Origin of the sequence: Olivibacter sp. SDN3 (assembly GCF_014334135.1) — a bacterium.
Classification (GTDB): Bacteria; Bacteroidota; Bacteroidia; order Sphingobacteriales; family Sphingobacteriaceae; genus Olivibacter.
Window position 1 is genome coordinate 1,566,314 of sequence record NZ_CP060497.1, and the last position, 20,579, is coordinate 1,586,892.

25 protein-coding genes and 1 riboswitch are annotated in these 20,579 nt (G+C 39.7%); of the genes, 12 read left to right on the forward strand and 13 right to left on the reverse strand.

Annotated features, from left to right (window positions below; all coding sequences use genetic code 11):
* Positions 1–7 precede the first annotated feature (7 nt).
* From pepT to H8S90_RS06300, 3 genes are all read left to right on the forward strand, one after another.
* On the forward strand, positions 8–1,273 hold the full coding sequence (gene pepT, locus H8S90_RS06290) for a peptidase T (protein WP_187341724.1): 1,266 nt from the start codon (positions 8–10) through the stop codon (positions 1,271–1,273).
* On the forward strand, positions 1,270–1,728 hold the full coding sequence (dtd, locus tag H8S90_RS06295; RefSeq protein ID WP_187342941.1) for a D-aminoacyl-tRNA deacylase: 459 nt from the start codon (positions 1,270–1,272) through the stop codon (positions 1,726–1,728). The genes pepT and dtd overlap by 4 nt, the downstream gene beginning before the upstream one ends.
* Before the next feature lie 72 nt (positions 1,729–1,800).
* Positions 1,801–2,127 (forward strand): nucleotide pyrophosphohydrolase, encoded by a 327-nt coding sequence (locus tag H8S90_RS06300; protein WP_187341725.1) that lies wholly within the window; start codon positions 1,801–1,803, stop codon positions 2,125–2,127.
* Positions 2,128–2,369: 242 nt separating this feature from the next.
* Here the strand turns inward: H8S90_RS06300 and H8S90_RS06305 are convergent, their stop codons facing one another.
* The 7 genes from H8S90_RS06305 to thiS form a co-directional block, all read right to left on the reverse strand.
* Positions 2,370–3,392, reverse strand: coding sequence for a HesA/MoeB/ThiF family protein (locus H8S90_RS06305; protein WP_187341726.1), 1,023 nt, complete (start codon positions 3,390–3,392; stop codon positions 2,370–2,372).
* 16 nt (positions 3,393–3,408) lie between these two features.
* Positions 3,409–4,527, reverse strand: a complete 1,119-nt coding sequence (gene thiH, locus H8S90_RS06310) for a 2-iminoacetate synthase ThiH (RefSeq protein WP_187341727.1) — start codon at positions 4,525–4,527, stop codon at positions 3,409–3,411.
* Positions 4,528–4,531: 4 nt separating this feature from the next.
* Positions 4,532–5,305, reverse strand: a complete 774-nt coding sequence (locus H8S90_RS06315; protein WP_187341728.1) for a thiazole synthase — start codon at positions 5,303–5,305, stop codon at positions 4,532–4,534.
* Positions 5,302–5,967, reverse strand: a complete 666-nt coding sequence (gene thiE / locus H8S90_RS06320; RefSeq protein ID WP_187341729.1) for a thiamine phosphate synthase — start codon at positions 5,965–5,967, stop codon at positions 5,302–5,304. The genes H8S90_RS06315 and thiE overlap by 4 nt, the downstream gene beginning before the upstream one ends.
* Positions 5,964–6,581 carry a thiamine phosphate synthase gene (locus tag H8S90_RS06325; RefSeq protein ID WP_187341730.1) on the reverse strand — a complete coding sequence of 206 codons (618 nt, stop codon included), beginning with the start codon at positions 6,579–6,581 and terminating at the stop codon, positions 5,964–5,966. Before H8S90_RS06325 ends, thiE begins: the two co-directional genes overlap by 4 nt.
* 3 nt (positions 6,582–6,584) lie before the next feature.
* Positions 6,585–8,453 (reverse strand): phosphomethylpyrimidine synthase ThiC, encoded by a 1,869-nt coding sequence (thiC, locus tag H8S90_RS06330; RefSeq protein ID WP_187341731.1) that lies wholly within the window; start codon positions 8,451–8,453, stop codon positions 6,585–6,587.
* Positions 8,454–8,514: 61 nt separating this feature from the next.
* The gene (thiS, locus tag H8S90_RS06335; RefSeq protein ID WP_187341732.1) at positions 8,515–8,715 is read right to left on the reverse strand and encodes a sulfur carrier protein ThiS; all 201 of its coding nucleotides are present in this window, start codon (positions 8,713–8,715) and stop codon (positions 8,515–8,517) included.
* Between the two features lie 42 nt (positions 8,716–8,757).
* A riboswitch (TPP riboswitch) is annotated at positions 8,758–8,853 on the reverse strand.
* Between the two features lie 7 nt (positions 8,854–8,860).
* Here thiS and H8S90_RS06340 point away from each other — a divergent pair.
* Positions 8,861–9,052, forward strand: a complete 192-nt coding sequence (locus tag H8S90_RS06340) for a hypothetical protein (RefSeq protein WP_187341733.1) — start codon at positions 8,861–8,863, stop codon at positions 9,050–9,052.
* Positions 9,045–9,470 carry a DUF4440 domain-containing protein gene (locus H8S90_RS06345; protein WP_187341734.1) on the forward strand — a complete coding sequence of 142 codons (426 nt, stop codon included), beginning with the start codon at positions 9,045–9,047 and terminating at the stop codon, positions 9,468–9,470. Before H8S90_RS06340 ends, H8S90_RS06345 begins: the two co-directional genes overlap by 8 nt.
* Positions 9,471–9,502: 32 nt before the next feature.
* Here the strand turns inward: H8S90_RS06345 and H8S90_RS06350 are convergent, their stop codons facing one another.
* From H8S90_RS06350 to H8S90_RS06360, 3 genes are read right to left on the reverse strand one after another with little or no spacing between them, the layout of a single operon-like run.
* A complete protein-coding gene (locus H8S90_RS06350) occupies positions 9,503–10,270 on the reverse strand; it encodes an exodeoxyribonuclease III (RefSeq protein ID WP_187341735.1) in 768 nt (255 codons plus the stop codon).
* Positions 10,271–10,294: 24 nt separating this feature from the next.
* A complete protein-coding gene (locus H8S90_RS06355; protein WP_187341736.1) occupies positions 10,295–11,038 on the reverse strand; it encodes a peptidylprolyl isomerase in 744 nt (247 codons plus the stop codon).
* 33 nt (positions 11,039–11,071) lie between these two features.
* Positions 11,072–11,431, reverse strand: coding sequence for a hypothetical protein (locus H8S90_RS06360; protein ID WP_187342942.1), 360 nt, complete (start codon positions 11,429–11,431; stop codon positions 11,072–11,074).
* A 196-nt stretch (positions 11,432–11,627) separates the two neighbouring features.
* Between H8S90_RS06360 and H8S90_RS06365 the strand changes: the two genes are divergently transcribed.
* Together H8S90_RS06365 and H8S90_RS06370 are read left to right on the forward strand one after the other, a co-directional pair.
* Positions 11,628–12,062 carry a hypothetical protein gene (locus H8S90_RS06365; RefSeq protein ID WP_187341737.1) on the forward strand — a complete coding sequence of 145 codons (435 nt, stop codon included), beginning with the start codon at positions 11,628–11,630 and terminating at the stop codon, positions 12,060–12,062.
* Positions 12,063–12,535: 473 nt separating this feature from the next.
* Positions 12,536–12,919, forward strand: coding sequence for a group III truncated hemoglobin (locus H8S90_RS06370; RefSeq protein ID WP_187341738.1), 384 nt, complete (start codon positions 12,536–12,538; stop codon positions 12,917–12,919).
* Between the two features lie 70 nt (positions 12,920–12,989).
* Here the strand turns inward: H8S90_RS06370 and H8S90_RS06375 are convergent, their stop codons facing one another.
* On the reverse strand, positions 12,990–13,589 hold the full coding sequence (locus tag H8S90_RS06375) for a porin family protein (RefSeq protein WP_187341739.1): 600 nt from the start codon (positions 13,587–13,589) through the stop codon (positions 12,990–12,992).
* 202 nt (positions 13,590–13,791) lie between these two features.
* On the opposite strand from H8S90_RS06375, the gene H8S90_RS06380 reads away from it, so the two are divergent.
* Positions 13,792–14,007 (forward strand): hypothetical protein, encoded by a 216-nt coding sequence (locus H8S90_RS06380; protein WP_187341740.1) that lies wholly within the window; start codon positions 13,792–13,794, stop codon positions 14,005–14,007.
* Between the two features lie 141 nt (positions 14,008–14,148).
* Positions 14,149–15,891: a S41 family peptidase gene (locus tag H8S90_RS06385; protein ID WP_187341741.1), complete on the forward strand. Its 1,743-nt coding sequence runs from the start codon at positions 14,149–14,151 to the stop codon at positions 15,889–15,891.
* Here H8S90_RS06385 and H8S90_RS06390 read toward each other — a convergent pair.
* Entirely contained in the window at positions 15,888–16,610 is a 723-nt protein-coding gene (locus H8S90_RS06390) for a LytTR family DNA-binding domain-containing protein (protein ID WP_187341742.1), read from the reverse strand. The genes H8S90_RS06385 and H8S90_RS06390 overlap by 4 nt on opposite strands.
* Positions 16,611–16,628: 18 nt before the next feature.
* The gene (locus H8S90_RS06395; protein ID WP_187341743.1) at positions 16,629–17,636 is read right to left on the reverse strand and encodes a sensor histidine kinase; all 1,008 of its coding nucleotides are present in this window, start codon (positions 17,634–17,636) and stop codon (positions 16,629–16,631) included.
* Between the two features lie 388 nt (positions 17,637–18,024).
* On the opposite strand from H8S90_RS06395, the gene H8S90_RS06400 reads away from it, so the two are divergent.
* The 3 genes from H8S90_RS06400 to H8S90_RS06410 all read left to right on the forward strand — a co-directional run bounded on the left by H8S90_RS06400 (position 18,025) and on the right by H8S90_RS06410 (position 20,475).
* Complete coding sequence (locus H8S90_RS06400; protein ID WP_187341744.1) at positions 18,025–18,201, forward strand: hypothetical protein; 177 nt, start codon at positions 18,025–18,027, stop codon at positions 18,199–18,201.
* 226 nt (positions 18,202–18,427) lie between these two features.
* On the forward strand, positions 18,428–18,805 hold the full coding sequence (locus H8S90_RS06405) for a BlaI/MecI/CopY family transcriptional regulator (protein WP_187341745.1): 378 nt from the start codon (positions 18,428–18,430) through the stop codon (positions 18,803–18,805).
* Positions 18,806–18,828: 23 nt separating this feature from the next.
* Positions 18,829–20,475: an energy transducer TonB gene (locus H8S90_RS06410; RefSeq protein ID WP_187341746.1), complete on the forward strand. Its 1,647-nt coding sequence runs from the start codon at positions 18,829–18,831 to the stop codon at positions 20,473–20,475.
* The last annotated feature ends 104 nt before the right edge of the window (positions 20,476–20,579 follow it).

Sequence of the window (20,579 nt, forward strand, 5' to 3'; positions counted from 1 at the left end):
TACGGTTATGAGTATTTCGATAGAACCTTACGTGCACAGCTTAACTGAGCGATTTTTGCGTTACGTAAAAATTGATACCCAAAGTGACCCCTCTTCTACTTCTCAACCTTCGACCATGAAGCAAAAAGACTTAGGGAAGGTGTTGGTGGAAGAACTGCAAGGATTAGGCCTGACAGACGCGCACTTAGATGATTACGGATACGTTTATGCATCGTTAGAAAGCAACACATCTATAGCGAATGTTCCGGTAATATGCTTCTGTTCCCATATGGATACTTCACCTGATTGTAGTGGAACAGATGTGCAACCGATTATTCATCATAACTATCAGGGGAATGATCTGACCCTCCCTAATGACCCTACTCAAATTATTAGTGAATCTAATCATCCAGACTTGAAGGAACAACATGGGAATGATATTATTACTGCAAGCGGAACCACCTTGCTTGGTGCAGATAATAAAGCGGGATTGGCGGCCATAATGGACGCAATAGCTATACTTGTTAAACATCCCGAAATTAAACACGGGAAGATTCGGATATTATTCACTCCTGATGAGGAAATTGGAAGAGGTGTAGATAAAGTCGATATCGAAAAACTGGGAGCTGACTTTGGTTATACCGTAGATGGGGAAACTTTGGGATCAATTGAAGATGAGACATTTTCCGCTGACGGTGTCGAGCTGGTCGTTAATGGCGTGAGCACACACCCCGGTTTTGCCAAGAATAAGATGCAGAGTGCATTAAAAATTGCATCAGCTATTATTGAGGCATTACCCAAAGATAGGCTCTCTCCCGAATCTACTGAAGGAAAGGAGGGGTTTATACATCCGGTATCCATCAACGGCTCAGTCGAGCGGGCCACTATCGATTTTATTATCAGAGACTTTTCCGATGAGATGCTGAAACAACATGAGCGGGAGCTGGAAACGATTGCCATGCGTGTAGTAAACCAATATCCCAACTGTACCTTCAGCTTTAAAGTAACGGAACAATATCGAAACATGAAGCAAGTGCTTGATCAACATCCTGAAGTGATGAACATAGGCTTAAAGGCGATTCAGCAAACGGGCTTAACTCCAATAAGACGTAGTATCAGGGGCGGTACTGATGGTTCCCGCCTATCTTTTATGGGACTGCCTTGTCCTAATGTTTTTGCCGGGGAGCATGCTTTTCATGGAAAGCAGGAATGGGTATCTGTGCAGGATATGCAAAAGGCCGCGCTCACTATTGTAAATATTGCTCGACTATGGGCAGAAAGGGAAGAAATATGAGAGCCGTTATACAACGCGTGAGTGAGGCTTCATGCAAAGTAGATGATAAAACAACAGGCGAAATTACGCAGGGTCTTTTGATATTACTCGGTATAGAAGAATCCGACGGTGAAGACGATTTGAGGTGGCTGACCCAAAAAATAGTGAACATGCGGATTTTCTGTGATGATAAAAGTTTAATGAACAGATCTCTTCGAGAAGTGGATGGTAATATATTACTGGTTTCGCAGTTCACCCTCTTTGCGCTAACAAAGAAAGGCAATCGTCCGTCCTTCATTCGTGCCGCTAAACCCGATCAGGCAATCCCGCTATACGAGCAAACGATAGCGGAACTAGAAAGTATGCTAGACAAAAAAATAGCGACAGGTGTTTTTGGTGCTGATATGAAAATATCGTTGATAAACGACGGTCCCGTTACCATTATGATGAATACAAAAGACCGAGATAACTATTAGCAGATTTTCTACTCCTGCTGTTAATTTTCATTTGAATTTAGATACACAAAAGCGAAAAAAACCCCTAAAAATATGACTATACAAGAAGCACAAGAAGCAGTAGATCAATGGATTAAAAGAATAGGCGTAAGGTATTTTAATGAGCTCACTAATACTGCAATGTTAATGGAAGAAGTTGGTGAGGTTGCAAGGATTATGGCTCGCCAGTATGGAGAACAATCCTTTAAAAGGAAAGATAAGGACGTTGATTTGGCAGATGAGATGGCCGACGTCTTATTTGTACTCATCTGTTTGGCTAATCAAACAGGAATCGACTTAACAAAAGCCCTAGAAAAAAACCTAGAAAAAAAATCCATTCGCGATGCTGATAGGCATAAAAATAACGATAAGCTGAAATAACTGAACGGTTAACATCATTATTTTTTAAACCGAAATGAAAGGCAACTGCTATAACAGTTTTTCCCGTTTATGCGGGATAGAAAAGGGTGTTTAAAACAAAACGTCATTGCGATACGATCGAACATCGGCACAAAGAATTTTAATGGTATTTTTTTGGCATTTGGAACATCAATAGCTTATATACAAAGGTATTTGTTCCGTTATTAAAGTTAGTAAGTAAGCGAAATTTTGATAAAAAACGGCTATGGCTCCAAACGAGTTAAATATACAGGAGCTTCATTTAGCATTTTCAAAATCTTGGCGGCATAACGACTTCTTTTACCCGATTGGCAAGCTAGAATAATGGGTTTGCTCTTATCTATTTCGTTCTTGCGAAAAGGCAGCTCATTTAAAGGGATATTAATGCCTCCTACGTTACTCTCTTCAAATTCCCACGCCTCCCTTACGTCAATAAGCTGAGTTTCGGGATGTAGCGCCATAAATGATGAAAGCTCTCCTATGTTCAGTAAAACATCTCTTTTTAAAGTATTTACCTTCTTATTTTCCGCGTTTAATGTAAAACTGATCACCTGGTGGTTACTCGTTCTAATATCCATCAGAAGCAACTTGCCGGACAAAACTTCTCCATAACCGGTAATTACCTTAATAATTTCGTTTGTCATGTAGAGGGCTACGATCCCTGGAAGGACATTGAGCACACCATTCACCGAACAAGAGTTGCACGTCTCTGGAGACGGCTCATCGGGATATAAACAGCGATAGGTTGGACCTCCGTTATAGTTGAATACTGAAATTTGTCCTATATAACCGTCAATTGCTCCCGAAACGAAAGGTTTGTTCAGCATAACGCTGGCATCGTTCACCAAATATCGCGCGGCGAAATTATCTGTTCCATCTACGATTAAATCATAAGAATCAAAAATCTCCAGGGCGTTCTCAGAAGTTAAAGCCTGATCATAAATCTGAATATTTACAGCAGGTTGTAATTGCCTCAGCCTAGATGCTGCAACCTGCGCCTTGGATTTACCTATATCGTCTATCCGAAAAAGAATTTGACGATGCAAGTTGCTTTGAGCAATAGTGTCTCCATCTATTATACCAATCTGCCCTACGCCAGCAGTAACCAGATATTGCAGTACGGGGCATCCCAATCCGCCTGCCCCAACTACAAGTACGCTGGAATTAAGTAGTTTCTCTTGAGATTTTTCGCCAAAGCCTTCAAGCTTCAAATGGCGGTCAAAATATTTTTTTTGTTCTGCTAACATTTTATTTTCCTAGCGTTTAAAGTGAAGTATGTTGGAGAACAAGGTCCCAGTCTTTCCACACAGGCTCATACCCGGCATTACGAATAACGTGGGCAATCTCCTCAGGAGATCGGTTGTCGTCGATCTCGAATTGCTCTAAACTTTGTGGGGCAACAGCGTAACCTCCCGGGTTCGTCTTGGAGCCGGCACTAATAGAAGTGATGCCGAGTTTTATAATATTGTTGCGAAACGTTTCGCATTCACGTGTTGACATGGAAAGTTCCAAATCGTTGTTAAATAATCTCCAAGCGCAAATTAGTTGTACCAACTCCCGGTCATTGATAACAGACTTTGGTTCCAAGCCTCCAACATGAGGTCTTAAACGTGGAAAAGAAATAGAAAACTTGCTCCTCCAGTAGTATTTTTCCAAATATTGCAGATGCAATGCCGTAAAAGCACTATCCGTTCGCCAATCGTCTAACCCAAGGAGCGCACCCAGTCCAATTTTATGAATACCCGCACCTCCAATACGATCGGGCGCTTCCAAACGATAGACGAAATTCGATTTCTTGCCTTTAGGGTGATGTAGCTTATAATCTTCTTCGTGGTAGGTCTCTTGGTATACCAGTATAGCGTTTACGCCCAAAGCATGTAGTTCTTGATAATTAGGAGCGTCTAATGGCTGCACTTCCATTGCTATGTGTGCGAAATGTTTTTTTACAACTGGTAACATCTTTCTGAAATAGTCCATACCAACAAGTTGTTGGGCTTCTCCTGTAACCAGTAATACATGCTGATAACCCATCTCCTTTAGCGCGGCGATTTCCTGTAACAGCTCAACGGTGGTCAAGGTTTTTCGAGGAATCTTATTATCTAAACTGAACCCACAATAGGTGCATATATTTTGACATTCATTCGACAGGTATAGTGGTGCGTATAGTTGGATGGTTTTTCCAAACCGTTTCTTCGTTTCTTGATGACTTAAAAGTGCCATATGCTCCAAAAAAGGAGAGGCTGCCGGAGAAATCAGCGCTTTGAAATCTTCGTACGACCGCTTATTCTTGCGTAGGGCATTCTGCACATCTGTTGCTGTTTTTGCGTAAAGAGAAACCTGTTCTTGTTCCCAACTATATTTTTTGAAAGTTTCTGTAAACATAAACTCATGGGGTTAAAAATGACGTAAGCGGACTCGATGCTTCGGCCAACAAGTTTACCTGAGCCATTCCTGCTTCATAGGCGATTCTACCGGCTACCACTGCCTTTTTAAAAGCTAAAGCCATTTGCTCAGGTCGGCTGGTTGTAGCAATGGCAGTATTGACAAGAACTGCGTCAGCGCCTATTTCCATGGCCTGTGCAGCATGACTGGGCGCTCCTATGCCAGCATCAATAATTACTGGAACATCAGACTGATCGATGATGATCTCTAACATGGTTAAGGTAGTTAAACCTTGATTGCTACCAATAGGTGCACCGAGAGGCATAACAGCCGCCACACCAACCTCTTCCAGCCGCTTGCAAAGCACAGGATCTGCATGGCAATAAGGAAGGACAACAAAATTCATTTTTACCAATTCTTCTGCAGCCTTAAGTGTTTCAATGGGGTCTGGCATGAGGTACTTTGGGTCGGGATGTATTTCCAGTTTTAGCCAATTGGTCTCTAAAGCCTCCCTTGCCAGTTCTGCCGCAAAAACAGCTTCCTTTGCTGTGCGTACACCAGAAGTGTTCGGTAATAAATTTAAATGTGGATGTCTGAGATGTTCTAACAAGTTGTCTGTTGTATGCTGGAGCTCAACTCTTTTCAGGGCAACAGTTACCAGTTCGGTTTCAGAGGTTAATAGCGCTTTTTCCATTTGCTCCATAGAGCTAAACTTACCCGTCCCGGTAAATAACCGGGAAGTAAAAGTTTTATCAGCGATCTTTAAAGGCTGTGTCATATCTTTTCCTTGTTTGTAAAGACACCTAAAGTGTCTTCAATTTTAGTTAACATTTCTTTATAAATGTTTGCGGGAGACACGCTGTTGCCGATTACAGCAGAAACCGCGATACCATGAACGCCGGTTTGCATCAATTTTTCTATATCACTTAGTAAAATTCCACCTATGGCGATAATCGGGAGATGGATTTGACGGTTTCCCAGCTCTTGCATCATGTGGATATAACCCTCAAGGCCTATTATCGGACTCAGTCTTTTCTTTGTGGGAGTATAACGTAGCGGACCTAATCCTATATAGTCGATAGGTTGCTTATTTAACCATAAGATGTCTTCCAGGGTGTTTGCGGTACACCCAATAATTTTGTCATTACCCAGCAATTGCCTAGCGATCTTTGGTTCCATGTCTTCCTTTCCTATATGTACACCATCGGCATCCAGTTCTTTTGCAATTTCCACCCTGTCGTTGATAATACAGGTTGCACCATATTGGCGGGTGATGGATAAGACTTTAGAGGCTTCCTTTAGAAAAGTAATGTCTTTCAGTTCTTTACATCTAAACTGTATCCAAGAGCGGCGCTCTTGAGCAATGCTTTCGATTTGACGGTGTAAATCGTCACTGTTGGTAGCATGGGTTATATAATGTAGTCGTTCGATCTTTTTCATGAAATCTGTTCCTTTAGCTTGTAGAAGTTTTTTAATGGAGCTTCGCCTTGCCAGATGTACCCCAGCAGTGCCGCTCCGTCAAAACCCCTATTAGCTACCTGGGCAATATTCTCAGCGGTAATACCACCTAACGCAATGAGCTTCCCTTGTCGGGGTATTGTACCAGCTTTTAACAGTTCTGGCTTTCCTTGGTAACCTGCTTTCGAAAGACTGTCGAAAACAGGGCTCAGGAAAATGTGGCTATTTTTTTTGTCGAGCCTTTGAAAGGCTGATATGCTGTGCGAAGATGTCGACAGGATATTGGCGGTTACCGGAGTTTTTTCGAAAACAGTGGGCTTTAAGTGTACACCTGCCAAATTGAACTCTTGCTGTAATCCCGGGTGATTATGTACGACAATTTTATCATAGAACCGTTCATTGATACGCAAGATAAAGTTACGTATGTCGGGGAAAGACATGTAGGGTTTGCGTATGTGTAGCAATTGTAACCCGGCAACGAACAGGTCGTTAATAGTTTCCTGTTCCTTTTGAACAGGGTTTTCAGAAGTAATGAGAACAATCTTCACTAATCTTATTGCTTTTATTGCAGCTACCACCGAGGTGTTCCTAATCATTATCTAAGAATAGATCTCAAAGTTATTTTTCTTAAATTCCGCTGCTTTTTCGTTTAATCCCTTGCTTATTGCTTCACTTGTTTCAACGCCCTGTTCTTCGGCAAACTTCCGAACATCCTGTGTGATCTTCATACTACAGAAATTAGGTCCACACATACTGCAGAAATGGGCCGTTTTTGCTCCTTCTGCCGGCAGTGTTTCATCATGAAATTCACGCGCAGTGTCAGGGTCTAACGCTAAATTGAACTGGTCGTCCCATCTAAATTCAAAACGTGCTTTACTCATAGCGTTATCTCGATGTTGTGCCCCGGGGTGTCCTTTCGCAAGGTCTGCAGCATGTGCCGCTATTTTGTAGGTAATCACACCGTCTTTAACGTCCTTTTTATTGGGTAAACCTAAATGTTCCTTAGGCGTTACATAACATAGCATGGACGTGCCAAACCAGCCAATCATGGCGGCGCCAATCCCGGAAGTAATGTGGTCATAGCCGGGAGCAATATCAGTGGTGAGTGGCCCGAGGGTGTAAAATGGAGCCTCACCACATTCTTGCAACTGTTTGTCCATGTTTTCTTTAATCATATGCATCGGAATGTGTCCAGGGCCCTCAATCATCGTTTGAACATCCTGCTTCCAGGCGATTTGCGTGAGCTCTCCCAAGGTCTCCAGTTCGCCAAATTGCGCAGCGTCATTTGCATCGGCAATCGATCCTGGTCGAAGTCCGTCGCCTAAAGAAAAACTTACATCATACACTTTCATGATCTCACAAATTTCCTCAAAATGGGTATATAGGAAATTTTCCTGATGATGAGCTAGGCACCATTTGGCCATAATAGAACCGCCCCTAGATACGATGCCGGTTACCCGTTTCGCTGTTAGGGGGACATAAGGCAATCGTACGCCGGCATGTATCGTGAAATAGTCAACACCTTGTTCTGCCTGCTCTATAAGCGTATCTTTAAAGATCTCCCAGGTTAATTCTTCCGCTTTACCATTTACTTTTTCAAGTGCCTGATAAATAGGAACCGTGCCGATTGGCACAGGCGAATTACGGATTATCCATTCGCGTGTTTCATGAATGTTTTTGCCAGTTGAGAGGTCCATCACCGTATCTGCTCCCCAACGAATGGCCCATACCATTTTCTCTACCTCTTCCTCTATACTCGAGGTAACAGCAGAGTTTCCAATATTGGCGTTTATTTTGACAAGGAAATTCCGGCCAATGATCATGGGTTCGATTTCCGGGTGATTGATGTTGCTCGGTAAAACCGCCCTGCCTCGAGCAATTTCTTCGCGGACGAATTCGGGCGTAATAAACCCTTTATGTATATGGGCACCAAAACTGTGCCCCTTATGCTGTTGCCAGAGAGCGTTGTCTTTCTGGTACATGGCGTCTAATCGCTGATTTTCGCGGATGGCGATAAACTCCATTTCTGGAGTAATAATTCCTTTTTTAGCATAATGCATCTGCGAAACGTTGTGTCCGTGTTTAGCTCTTCTTGGTTTTTGTGCGTATTCAAAACGAAGATAATCAAGATCTGAATTGAATAAACGAGATTTTCCGTAGGCAGAAGAAACTGTTTGTAATTGCTCCGTGTCGTTGCGGCCTTCTATCCATTGTTGACGTATTTTTGGTAAACCTTTTAATACATTTATTTCGATGTTAGGATCAGTATAGGGGCCACTGGTATCGTATACGGTAACTGGCGCATTTTCTTCCGATATGTTTTTAAACCGATCAGTTGTAGGGCTAAGGCTAATTTCCCGCATCGGTACTTGGATATCATGAAGCCCTCCCTTCACGTAGACTTTTTTTGAGTTTGGGAAAGGTGTTCTACTAATGGTTTCCTGTTTTGGAAGTTTCTCTGTTTTCATACTTTACTTGTTTAATCGCTCCTGATATAATGAATCGCTTTATTAAGAGAAGGATTTTTGACTACCCTCCCTGTGCTGCACGGATAATAATAATGTTGTCTTGAGGATGAACTTGGAAGGAATTCCACGAAGATTTAGGAATTACATGATCATTTACAGCAATAGCGATTCCACTCGTTTCTTGAAGGCCGTAAATACGTAAGGCTTCAATTAAGCTGTCATTTTGAATATTAAATACTTCTTGATTGATGATGACTTCCATAATTAACAATTGTTACTGCTTTAGAAGTCACCGATAAGGCGGTGAGTTTTTCTTACTTTTCCCTTCGCAGGCATTATCCTGAGCAGGTTATGAGGGTAATTCTCAGCGCCGTAAAACGGAGCACCCCTAAAGCTTAGACAAAGGTATGAAATATTCTTTGAATAAAACAACGATGATGGGATCCCATCTGTTAAAGGACTTTCTCGCCAAGGGTTTTCTCATCGAATCTTGGAAAAAGCTAGGGGGTGCCGCATCATTGTACGATGAAGGAGGTAATGCCGATATTAAAATTGAAGATATTGATTATCTTCATGGCAAAATCGAAATTTATGCATAGAATTTTTTTTGGAGTTATTTTTCTTTTCTTAGTTACCAGGCTTGTTGGACAGGAAAAAAGTGAAGAGGCTATCAGAGAAGTGATGAAGCAACAAGAGCTGGCTTGGAATAAAGGGGATATTGATGCCTTTATGAATGGGTATTGGAAAAGCGACAGCTTGTTGTTTGTTGGGAGAGAAGGACCGATATACGGCTGGCAAAAAGCCAGAGAAAGATATTTGCGTACTTATCCAGATAGTGAAACGATGGGTGAATTGACCTTTGATCTATTGGATATAAAGGCGCTCTCTGCAGATTGTTATTTTGTCCTTGGTCGTTGGGCACTTGTTCGTAATCAAGGAAATGTTGGAGGGACTTTTACGTTGTTGTTCAAAAAAATAAATGGAAGGTGGCTGATCACAACAGACCATACCAGTTGATCATGAGCCCAGGGTCCGAGTTGCGAAAAAAATTAAAGTGCTAAGTCAAGTAAAACCGGACAATGGTCTGAATGGATAGCTTCTGGCAGGATGGCCGCATTTTGAATATTTTTTTCCAGGGCTTTGCTGACCAAGTTATAATCAATACGCCACCCAAGATTTTTGGCACGTGCATTTGCCCGGTAACTCCACCAGGTATATTGATGGGGTTCTGGGCGAAGATATCTAAACGTATCAATATATCCGCTATCTATAAATCGATCCATCCACGCACGTTCTTCTGGTAAGAATCCCGAACTTTTTGCGTTTGCTTTAGGATTGTGTATGTCTATCGCTTTATGGCAGATATTATAATCTCCCGAAATCACAAGTTTAGGATATTCGGTGACTAATTTATCCGTGTAGGCTTGAAAATCATCAAGGAATCTATATTTAAAGTCCTGCCGAAGATCGCCACTCGATCCAGAAGGGAAATAAGCACTAATAACAGATAACTGATCAAAATCCGCACGGATAAGTCTGCCTTCACAGTCGTAATCTGCTATTCCACAGCCATATACTATATTGTTGGGCTTTATCCTCGTTAAGATAGCTGTGCCACTATAGCCTTTCTTTTCTGCGGGGAACCAATAATGTTCATATCCCATGGCTTCAATTAATAAAAGATCAATAAGCTGATCGGGAGAGGCCTTTATTTCCTGTAAACAAACGATGTCTGCATCAGTGGTTTTAAGCCAACCTATCCAATCTTTACGCATGGCTGCCCGTATCCCGTTTACGTTATAAGTGATGATCCTCATCTCCAGGTATTGGTTTTTTCGCAATTACTGAACAAATAGGTCCAAAAAACGTCTAAAAATGTTAGGCTTATAGTCTTCCCCTCTCAATTCGGCTTCCAGTTTTCGTACTTCTATGGGCTTAAGTAAGGAGAACTCCATCTTCTGATTTTGCAAAGGTCTGTCGTTGCTATCCGTAGGTAGCGAGGCAATACTGTCAATCAACTCCAGGCCTTTAACTGTTTCGCCAAAAACGGTATAATTTTGATCCAGGAAAGGGGTTCCGCCGAGTGTTTGATAAATTTCTCTTTGATATTGTGGGAACTTCCTGCCATCCATCTTCAGTGTTTCCATTCGATCAAGGTCCTTTGAAGTATATCGTTTTCCTTGTACCAAATAAAACTGCGTGGCACTTGATTCTTTTTCCAGATTGTTATCTCTCGCAGCTGCCAGCACGCCCTTTTTGTGAAACAAGCTGTCATTAAATTCAGCCGGTATGCGATAATCCAGGTCGCCCTCGCCTAAAAGAACACCTGGCGCAGCATCTTTCGATTCAGGGTCACCACCTTGAATCATAAAATCCTTTATCACCCGATGAAAAAGTGTGCCATTATAAAAGCCCTCTTTTACAAGGTTTAAAAAATTGTCCCGATGTTTCGGCGTTTCCTCATATAATCTTATGATGCATTCATTTCCATTTACCAACAAACGGATGTAGTGTTGTTTGGGTTTAGCAGCATATATAACCAGTGAGATTAGTAAAAGTGCAGTGAAAAGAATGATTTTCTTCATTGACAAATAGTGTTATAAATTAGGTGTTTTTGATCAATTGGTGGTAGAGTTGGGTAAATGCTCTTCGAAATAATCAATAATAAGTGATTTAATGATCATCTCCTGTTCTAACAATGTATAGTTTGGTATAGGTTTAATCAGTTTCCAATGAGGCCATCCATCCTGATCCAAACCTTCTAATTCATAGAACCCCATGCTGCTAAATAGTCTGCAAGTGGCAATATGCATGAGCTCTTCTTTCTGTCTTTTGCTGAACTTTCTGGGCCCCTTACCGAGCTCTTGTACCCCGATTAGAAAGAGTAAAATTTTAATGTCAGGAGTGTCGGTATCAAAATGAGCCGAAGCAAATTTTTGAAGAACTTGCCAGCGATTATTGATTTCTGCTGCATTCATGATGCAAAGATAAGATATCCTTTGGAACGTCTTTGTCATTTTTTTGTGTAACTGAATGCGGAGATTATTCCACAATTTGTGGTGTGTGTTTTTTTAGCGAAAAATAACGGAGGCGTTTTATGCATCTATAGGCCATTTTTTAAATTGGCACGTTATTTCTGTATAGGAGAGGGAATCAACAAAAAGGAATGTAGAAATGAAGAAAGTTGTTTTGGGAGCATATCTTTTATCGTTATTTTGGATAGTAAATTCGGTTAGTGCAAGTGAGGGAAATATAGATAGAGAAACTGCGGTGATTACGACTAACGATTCATTGATTGTGTATCAGGCTGAGAATGATTCGCTAAAGGCCCAGTTGATAAGTGCGGATTCATTGAAAAATAAGAAAGAGGTGGGGTATGTGCTGAAAAGAATGGAAACGGCTTATGATGATGAAAAAACACCTGTTCACCCAAAGGATTTACCAAATGCAATAAAATCCACCCTAAGCAGTGAAGATTTTAAAGACTGGAAAACGGCATCTGCAAATTTTGTGAAACCTTATAAAGGCAAATCATATTACGAAATAGCTTTGTTAAAAGACGATGATACACGTATAGCAAGGTTTAAAGGTAACGGTAAAGTACTTTAGAAGTATGTACTGTTTGTTTTAGTATCTGACGGAAGGCTACCTTATCAAGGTAGCCTTTTTTGTTTTATGTTAAAGGAGAGCGCATGCGGCATTAATTTTTTATCGGGCTACTATTTTTTTCCTATGGAGCAGTTAAATATTCTTGCTTTTTTTCTTAACTCAAAATCAGTTCTGATACTAACAGAATAAGGTACTTGTGTGTCCCAGTGCTTTTGATGGAGATAAGCGTAATATATATATATCCAGTTTTCGGCCGTTGTATTGTAGTTATATTCGACTTTTGATTAACTTAGTATGCTAACAGATAACGGTGCCGATTCAGGGAAAGGCTAAAGAAGCATAAAAAAGCTTCGTCAACAATAGTTTTTGGCCAAAGAAAACGGGGAGATAAATGCCACATTGGTTAAATGTTATCGTAGCTGTTATTGGAAACTATGCATATGAATAACGCCTAACTTTAGAACGCGGGAAAAATGCGTGATATCAGGAACAAAATAGATCTCGAAAAGCTGGTAAAAACCTTTTATGATCGAGCAACAAAGGATGACCTAATCGGTCATTATTTCACATCCGTAATTCCGATCGACTGGGATCGGCACATTCCTATTATCATATCCTTCTGGAGCAACATTTTATTTAACAGTGGAGAATATAAAGGAGGGATGATGTATAAGCATATGAATCTAAATTATCTGTCTGCATTTGAAGAGAAGCACTTTGATCGCTGGTTAGCCCTTTGGAATGATACGGTAGACCAGCTCTTCGTTGGACCGCAAGCGAACGAGGTGAAGTACCGGGCTAAAACTATAGCAGTAATTATGCAGACCAAGCTGGGAGTGTTCAGGGGCGAGGATTAATAAAAAGGGAAACAGTTGAGTCCTTCAACTGTTTCCCTTTTTATTACCTACTTCGCTACCGGCGCTATGCCTAAAATAAGCGGTAACCTATACCAATTGTCCACAAGCTTAACTTTTGTGACTCCGAGCCGTCCTTGCTTAAACTACTTAAACCATGTTCATACCTTAAGTCTGCTCTGAACTTCATAATGTCAACACCAACGCCACCGGTAAGTGCAATAGCTTGATTTCTGTAGTTGCTGAATTCGGTTACTTCTTGTAGCGCATTTCCAATACCTTTATCCACTAAAAAAGATACGACAGGACCTGCTTGCACTCTTGCTGCAATAGGGCCTAATCCAATACGTGTGCCTAATAATAGGGGTAAATCAAGACTGGTAAAAGTTACATTTGCAGTTACATTTCCATTATTTTCATTAAATGTTGCTTCTGCGGATTTTCCCGTCACGTATAATTCCGGCTGGAAATGAAATCCTGCTCCACCAACACGGGCCCATACCCCTGCTTGATAACCGGTACGCGAACTGGAGTTTAACCAGCTTCCATCCGTTCTTAACTGAGAAAAGTTAAGGCCTCCCTTCAAACCAAATTGAAATGTCGGAAGTAATTGAGCAGAAGCCATCGTCGCTGTACTAATCAGTATACAAATAGATAAAAATACTTTTTTCATGCTAATACGTTGTTTTTTAATTGTTATTTGTTTTAGTTGCTAAGGTAGTTATTATAGCCAACACCGCTTGCTGTATCCACAAATTTCGAGCCTAATTTTTCAAAAAGTGTGGTGTGTGGTAATTCAGGCTATTTTTATTAAATTTACGGGAGTATTTGTTTAAGTAAAATTTTATTTTAAGTTTGTTATTAAACCAAAATTTATGACTTCTATAGCGTTAAGTGAATCTGACTGGGAAATTCTAAAGGAGAAGGTGAAGCGAAAGTATAATCATCTCACGGAAGAAGACCTTAGTTACCAGCCGGGAAAGGAGCAAGAACTCATCGAACGGCTAGCCGCGAAAGTAAAAAGAAAACCAGATTACATCATATTTACGTTAAAAAAAGGGCTTTCTGACCTTTCAAGTAATCGACTTTAACTGCTTGGGCACATTTATTTAATCTTAGTACTGTAATTTATGAAACGAAGAATATGCTATAGCATACATCAACGCTAATAGGGGGATCACCTAACCAGCATGGTGGGGTAGTATGTTTAACTATGCTAATATCATTTAGGAATGAGACAGATAGTAAAATTTACCGGAAAAGTCAAGATATCATTGGGTATTATAGGTGCATTGCTATTGACCGCGTTTACCATTTCGAAGGATGGTTTATTTGATGTTGGGAAAAATCTTGAAATATTTTCTGCCCTTTATAGGCAGATCAATGTGCATTATGTGGAAAATATAGACACAGAAGATCTAATGAAAACAGGGATTAATGCCATGCTAAACAGACTTGACCCCTATACCGAATTTATTCCCGAATCGGATCTTGAAGACTTTAAACTGAGATATGTTAGTACGAAATACAGCGGTTTAGGAGCAAAAATTCTGACCAAGAAAGATGGTAGTGTCTATATTGCGGAGATATACGAGGGGTATCCGGCGCATCGATCTGGCTTACGATCTGGCGATAGGATTATCAGCATCGATGGAGAACAGGTAAAGGGAAAGTCAGCACAGGAAATCAGTCATCTACTCAAGGGTAACGAATATACAAATGTCGACTTAGAAATTCAACGTGCAGACAATGATGAACTTGTTGAAAAACAAATTGAACGCGCAAACATTATACAGCCCAACATCAGTTATTTCTCCAAAAATGACCAGGGCATAGGATATATTAAACTTGATAAATTCCTTACGGGAGCGTATGAAGAAATGTATGAGGCGCTGGCAGACTTACAGGAAGAAAAAGGTATTAAAGGATTGGTGCTCGATTTGAGAGATAATGGCGGAGGAATTTTACAAGAATCGGTTAAAATTGTTAACCTTTTTGTTAATAAAGGGGAGCATGTTGTAACACAGAAAGGAAAGCAATTAAATAAGCAAATAGCTTACATTACGAATAATACGCCAATTTTGCCCGATGTTCCACTGGTGATATTGATCAATGAATATTCGGCTTCTGCTTCTGAAATTGTTGCAGGAGCTTTGCAGGATATGGATCGGGCCGTCGTTATGGGACAGCGGAGTTTCGGCAAAGGGCTGGTACAGCAGACCTATAGATTGCCTTATAATAACATGGTAAAGGTTACCGTAGCAAAATACTATACACCTTCTGGTAGATGTATTCAGGCGCTGGATTATGCACACAAAGATGCTTACGGGTTTGGTAGTAAAATGGACGACAGTCTCATTACAGAGTTTAAAACAAAAAACGGAAGAAAAGTTTATAATGGCAACGGCATTTTTCCAGATATTACATTGGAAGAAGAAAAATTAAGTCCAATTGCTCAAAAGCTATTGAATGAGCTCATCATCTTCGACTACGCTACCTTATATTATAATACACATAAACGCGTAAACAAAGCAGCAGACTTTAGCTTATCGGAAGATGAGTATCAGTCATTTACAGATTATTTAATTGACTTGAACTTCCATTATAACCCAAATTCAGAAAAATTATTGGAACAATTACGTTTAGCGATAGATGAAGAAGGAAAAACACCTTTGCTGGAGGAAGAATTAGCGGTTATGAAGGAAAAATTGAATAATAATGACCTAGATGAACTCCAGTTCTATAAAGCGGAAATCAAAGGGCTTTTGGAGAAGGAAATCGTGAGCCGCTATTATTATCAAAAAGGAAGATACGAATATGCTATGCGTCATGATAATACTTTTTTAGCAGCGGAGGATATTCTGGTGGCGGAGGAAAAGCAGCTCGTTTACTGCGATGTGCTTGAAGGGAAAGGGAGCTTCCGTACGATTGGTAAACCAAATGTGCATTTGGCTTCCTCTGAAACATTTGATTAGCTGTTTTTCTCGCCGATTCTTTTATAGAAAGCATCTTTGAAAGTGTCACCTATCGGAATAATTTTGTCCCGCAGTGAAATCCTCCCGCGTTCGATGCTTTCGATTTTTTCCAATGCTACAATATACGACTTGTGAACCCTTATGAAGCGTTCCTCAGGTAGCGTTTCTTCCATGCGTTTCATGTTCTGTAGTGTGATGACCCGCTCGTTGGAGGTAAAGATTGAAATGTAATCCTTTAAACCTTCTATATAATAGATATCATCGTAATCAATTCGTTGTATCTTATGCTCGGTTTTTACGAAGATAAAATCAGTAACCTTATTTGACTGGGGCTGGTCGGCAAATGTATGTTTGTTTTTTGCTTGGTTTTTTTGTCCGATAACTTTCTGTACAGATTTATAAAAACGATCAAAAGCGATTGGTTTTAATAAATAGTCGGTAACATTGAGTTCATAACCTTCCAATGCATATTGGGGGTAGGCCGTTGTCAGTATGACGTCACACTTACCATTGATAATTTTTAAGAATTGTATACCGGTCAACTCGGGCATTTGTACATCTAAAAAAACCAGATCGATATTGCCCTGTTGAACAAAGCCCAATCCTTCAATGGCATTGGTAGTAGTGGCAGATAAACTTAGTTCAGGCACTTTTTCTATATAATCTGCGATAATATCTAATGCTAAAGGCTCGTCGTCTACTACTAAACATCGTATCATTTGTATTGGATTTTACTTTTATAAATATACAAATAATTCACTGCTATAATAATCATCGTTGTCTTGTATATTAAAAGTATGTTTATTTGGGTATCCTAACTCAAGGCGCCTTTTGAGGTTGGTTAGGCCGATTCCGCCCGTTTTATCCTTGTTGAGTTTATTCTTTTTATTCTGCGCTTTAAAGTGTAAACGACTGTTTTGAACTTCAACAGTAATACGTATAGGATGTTCTTTATCTGTGGCGACACCGTGTTTGAATACATTTTCAAGGAAAGATATCACCAAGAGCGGCATTACACGATGTTGATAATTGTCGACATTGATTTTTAACTCCAAATAAACATGTTCTTTAACGCGTAGCTTTTGTAAGTCTATATAGTTTTCCAGGTAATTGATTTCATCTTCTAATGAAACCTTATCGTCGTTGCTTTCATAAAGCATATAACGCATGATTTCAGACAGCTTTAATATAGCTTCGGGCGCTTTGTCTGATTTTTGATATGCAAGAGAATAGATGTTGTTAAGCGAATTAAACAAAAAATGTGGGTTGATTTGCGATTTTAGAAAAGCCAGTTCCGCATTTAGCTTTTCTGTTTCAAGTGTTTTGCGGGCCTGTTCGATCTGGTACGAATTAGTGGCTAATCTGAAACCGTAACTTAGCAACATAAAGAACAATGTGATCATTAGGGCTGAAGTAAAGTACTGCTCTTTACTTAAGGTCTTTTCAAGGTTATCTCCGTAGCGCATGACAATATCACTATTATACACAGCAATAACCAATTTGGTAAACGACGTAACAAAGAGCAAAATTACCGAATAAACGATGCCCGGAAGATAACGTTTACTACCAATGAAATAGGGCGTGATAAAAAAGTAGGTAAGATAGAAAATAAAAATATTTACACCGGTATAAAATATATAGAATAGATTGTGTGTAATGTTTGTCTTTTGATCACTTGTGAGAAACAACAAGGCCGTTATGATAATCCATATTAAGATATGATAGATTATATGGCTTTTTTTCATTCGATAAATAAGTCTAAGCGTATCCTGCTATTAAATATTAGTTCTGATCTTTTTTCAAGATGTTTTCATTATGTGGAATTTAGCAAAAATATCTGTTAATATATATAATGGAAGGTGAGATATACAAACATGGGTTTTTTTTAGACAAACAGGATAAAATGATCTATAAACACTTAATAGGCGTTCGTCTAGTAATATATGGCGTTAGTCTAAAAAAATTTTGTTTTAGGGGGGATTGCTGTTTATTTGTATCATAAATAGATGGCAAAATAGATAACTTGCCGTTTACATACAAAGTAAGCGAAACGTATACAAAGCATTTATCGGTCTATCCTGTTATCGAGAGCTTAATTTATAGTGAAATTTTTAAACAAAAAATCCTAAAGAAATGAAAACATTTATCTCCAGTATATCGCCTTTTTTATTACTTCTTATTCCTATTATGATTGCGGCCTTTGTGGTATGTACGCATGTTGATAAGGAAATTGTACAAGAGCGTATTGAATTAAATGCATCTTTTATTAAGGTTCCTAAATTTTTAAATGTAAGGGCTTTCCTGTTCTAAAAGAGCCCTCGTGTACCAGCTTGTTTAGGAGATAGCGTTTAACCATTGCCCCCTTTCATATATTATATATTATACAGTCAGAAACGCCTCATATCATTGAGGCGTTTTTTTTATTGCAAACAAACTAAACTGTTAGTTGTTAAACTAAATTATTAGTTGTATGTTTGTGCTATAAGTTCCGTTTAGTTGAATAAGTAACCAATTTTAACATTAAAAGGAGGTAAATATGGAGATAAAAGAATTAACGAGAGCAGAGGAGCAGATTATGCAAGAGTTGTGGAAATTAAATAAAGCTTTCGTAAAAGAGATTATTGAAGAAATGGATGAACCCAAACCTGCATATAATACGGTTTCGACGATCATACGTATACTGGAGACAAAGGGCTTTGTAGGGCATGAGAGCTTCGGAAAAAGCCACCGGTATTTCCCGAAGATTAGCAAAGATGACTATAAGGAGTTCGCTACGGGTAAGTTGCTGTTGGGATACTTCGATAATTCAGCCAATAATATGCTTTCTTTTTTTCTGGAAGAGAAAAAGCTGAATCTTAAAGATGCCGATGAACTGTTAAAGCTATTGGCTGAAGCAAAGAAGAAGGCAAAGTAAGCTGACCACTTAAACAATCTATTATGAATTACTTAATTATAGCAAATATTTATCTGACATTATTCGGTGTGTTTTATTGGCTGTTTTTATCAAAGGAGACCTTTTTTCAGATCAATCGATGGTATTTGATCGGAACAGTGCTGCTATCCTTCGTCTTGCCTTTAATACAGCTCACTTGGTTACAGGAGATGTTTAGAACAAGTACAGTTGTAATAGCCCGCGCGAGTATTGACGCCGTTGCTGTCTACGCTGAACCGAAGGCCGAGGAGGAGTTTCGTTCATTTTTATCTAAAATACCTTTCTGGTTAACTGTTTATATGGCAGGGTGCGCCGTACAGGCATTTTTTACGATCAGAAAGGTGATAGCGTTAAAACGAAAACTGGGAATGGACAATTCCGGAGATGCCTATTCGTTTTTGGGTTCAGTTAAAGTAGATCGTGATCAGGATGGAGCTAGTTTTGTGTTGCAACATGAGAAGGTTCATGTACGGCAATTGCATAGCCTAGATATTCTGTTTGCGGAAGCGGTGAAGATCTTTAATTGGTTTAACCCCATGGTTTATTATTGGAGTAAATCGGTCAAATTAACACATGAATATATAGCAGACGAGGCGATTAATAAAACCGCTCAAGAAAGACTAGCTTATGCCGAGTTACTGATCAGCAAAACTTTTTCCATAGCACCAAGCGCATTGACTAATAATTTTTTCAATCATTCGTTCATTAAAAGTCGTATTCACATGTTATTCAAGAATAAATCAAAAAGAACAGCTTTATTAAAATATACATTGGCTGTGCCGCTATTTGTCGGAATGTTAATTTTTTCTTCTGCGAAAGTGAGTGACGTAGAAGGTTTAAGCCGTGTATTATCGGATAATCTACAGGTCAAAAAGTCCTTTTATAAATCTATGGGACGAAATATCAATTATCTGCAGGAAGCGAAGGAGAATGGAGCAATAGGAGCAGTAGATATTGCGTTTGAAAGTGAGAAAGGTGAAGTTAAGCAGGCAAAAGCGCTTAAAACTATTGGTTTTGGGATAGAAAAAGAGGTGATAAGGGTATTAAGTTTACCCGAAGTTCAGCCAGATTTACCCGAAGGTAAACATATTTTACGTGTAAATTTTAAGATGATGCCTGTAGAAGAAGATCGATCCCGCAAAGAGGAAACAAAGGAAGATGCTTCTCGTTTGGAAGGATATCATAATTTGGACGATTTAGTGATTGTCGGTTATGCAAAGCAAGAAGCATCGCCAAAGGGCAGGCCGGAAAAGGAAAATGATACCGAGCGCGTTCAATTGGCGATCAATAGGGAAGATCAGGACACAGTGAAAAGTAAGGAAGATGTAAGTGACTACAATTTAGTAGATGTGCCACCCAGTTTTCCCGGCGGGATGAAAGCTTTCTATGAATGGGTTGGCCAAAACTACGTGTATCCCCAAAAAGCAAAGGACGAAGGAGTCAATGGAACCATCCATTTAAGTTTTGTCGTAGAGCGAAACGGTGCCTTGAGTGATTTTAAGTTACTGCAGGATCTTGGTCATGGTACAGGAGAAGCGGCTTTGGAAATGTTAAAAAAGTCGCCTAAATGGACTCCGGCTACCGTTAAAGGTGAGGCGGTTCGCGTTGCCTATTCCTTACCTATCCAGCTGAATCTACAGGAAAAGGAGTAGGATAAGGCATATGTGGATTAAAAGGAATTGAAGGCGCGAAAGGGATAAAAAAGTGAAAAGCGGTCGACTCCTTAAAGAGCGACCGCTTTTTGTTTAGTTAGTGT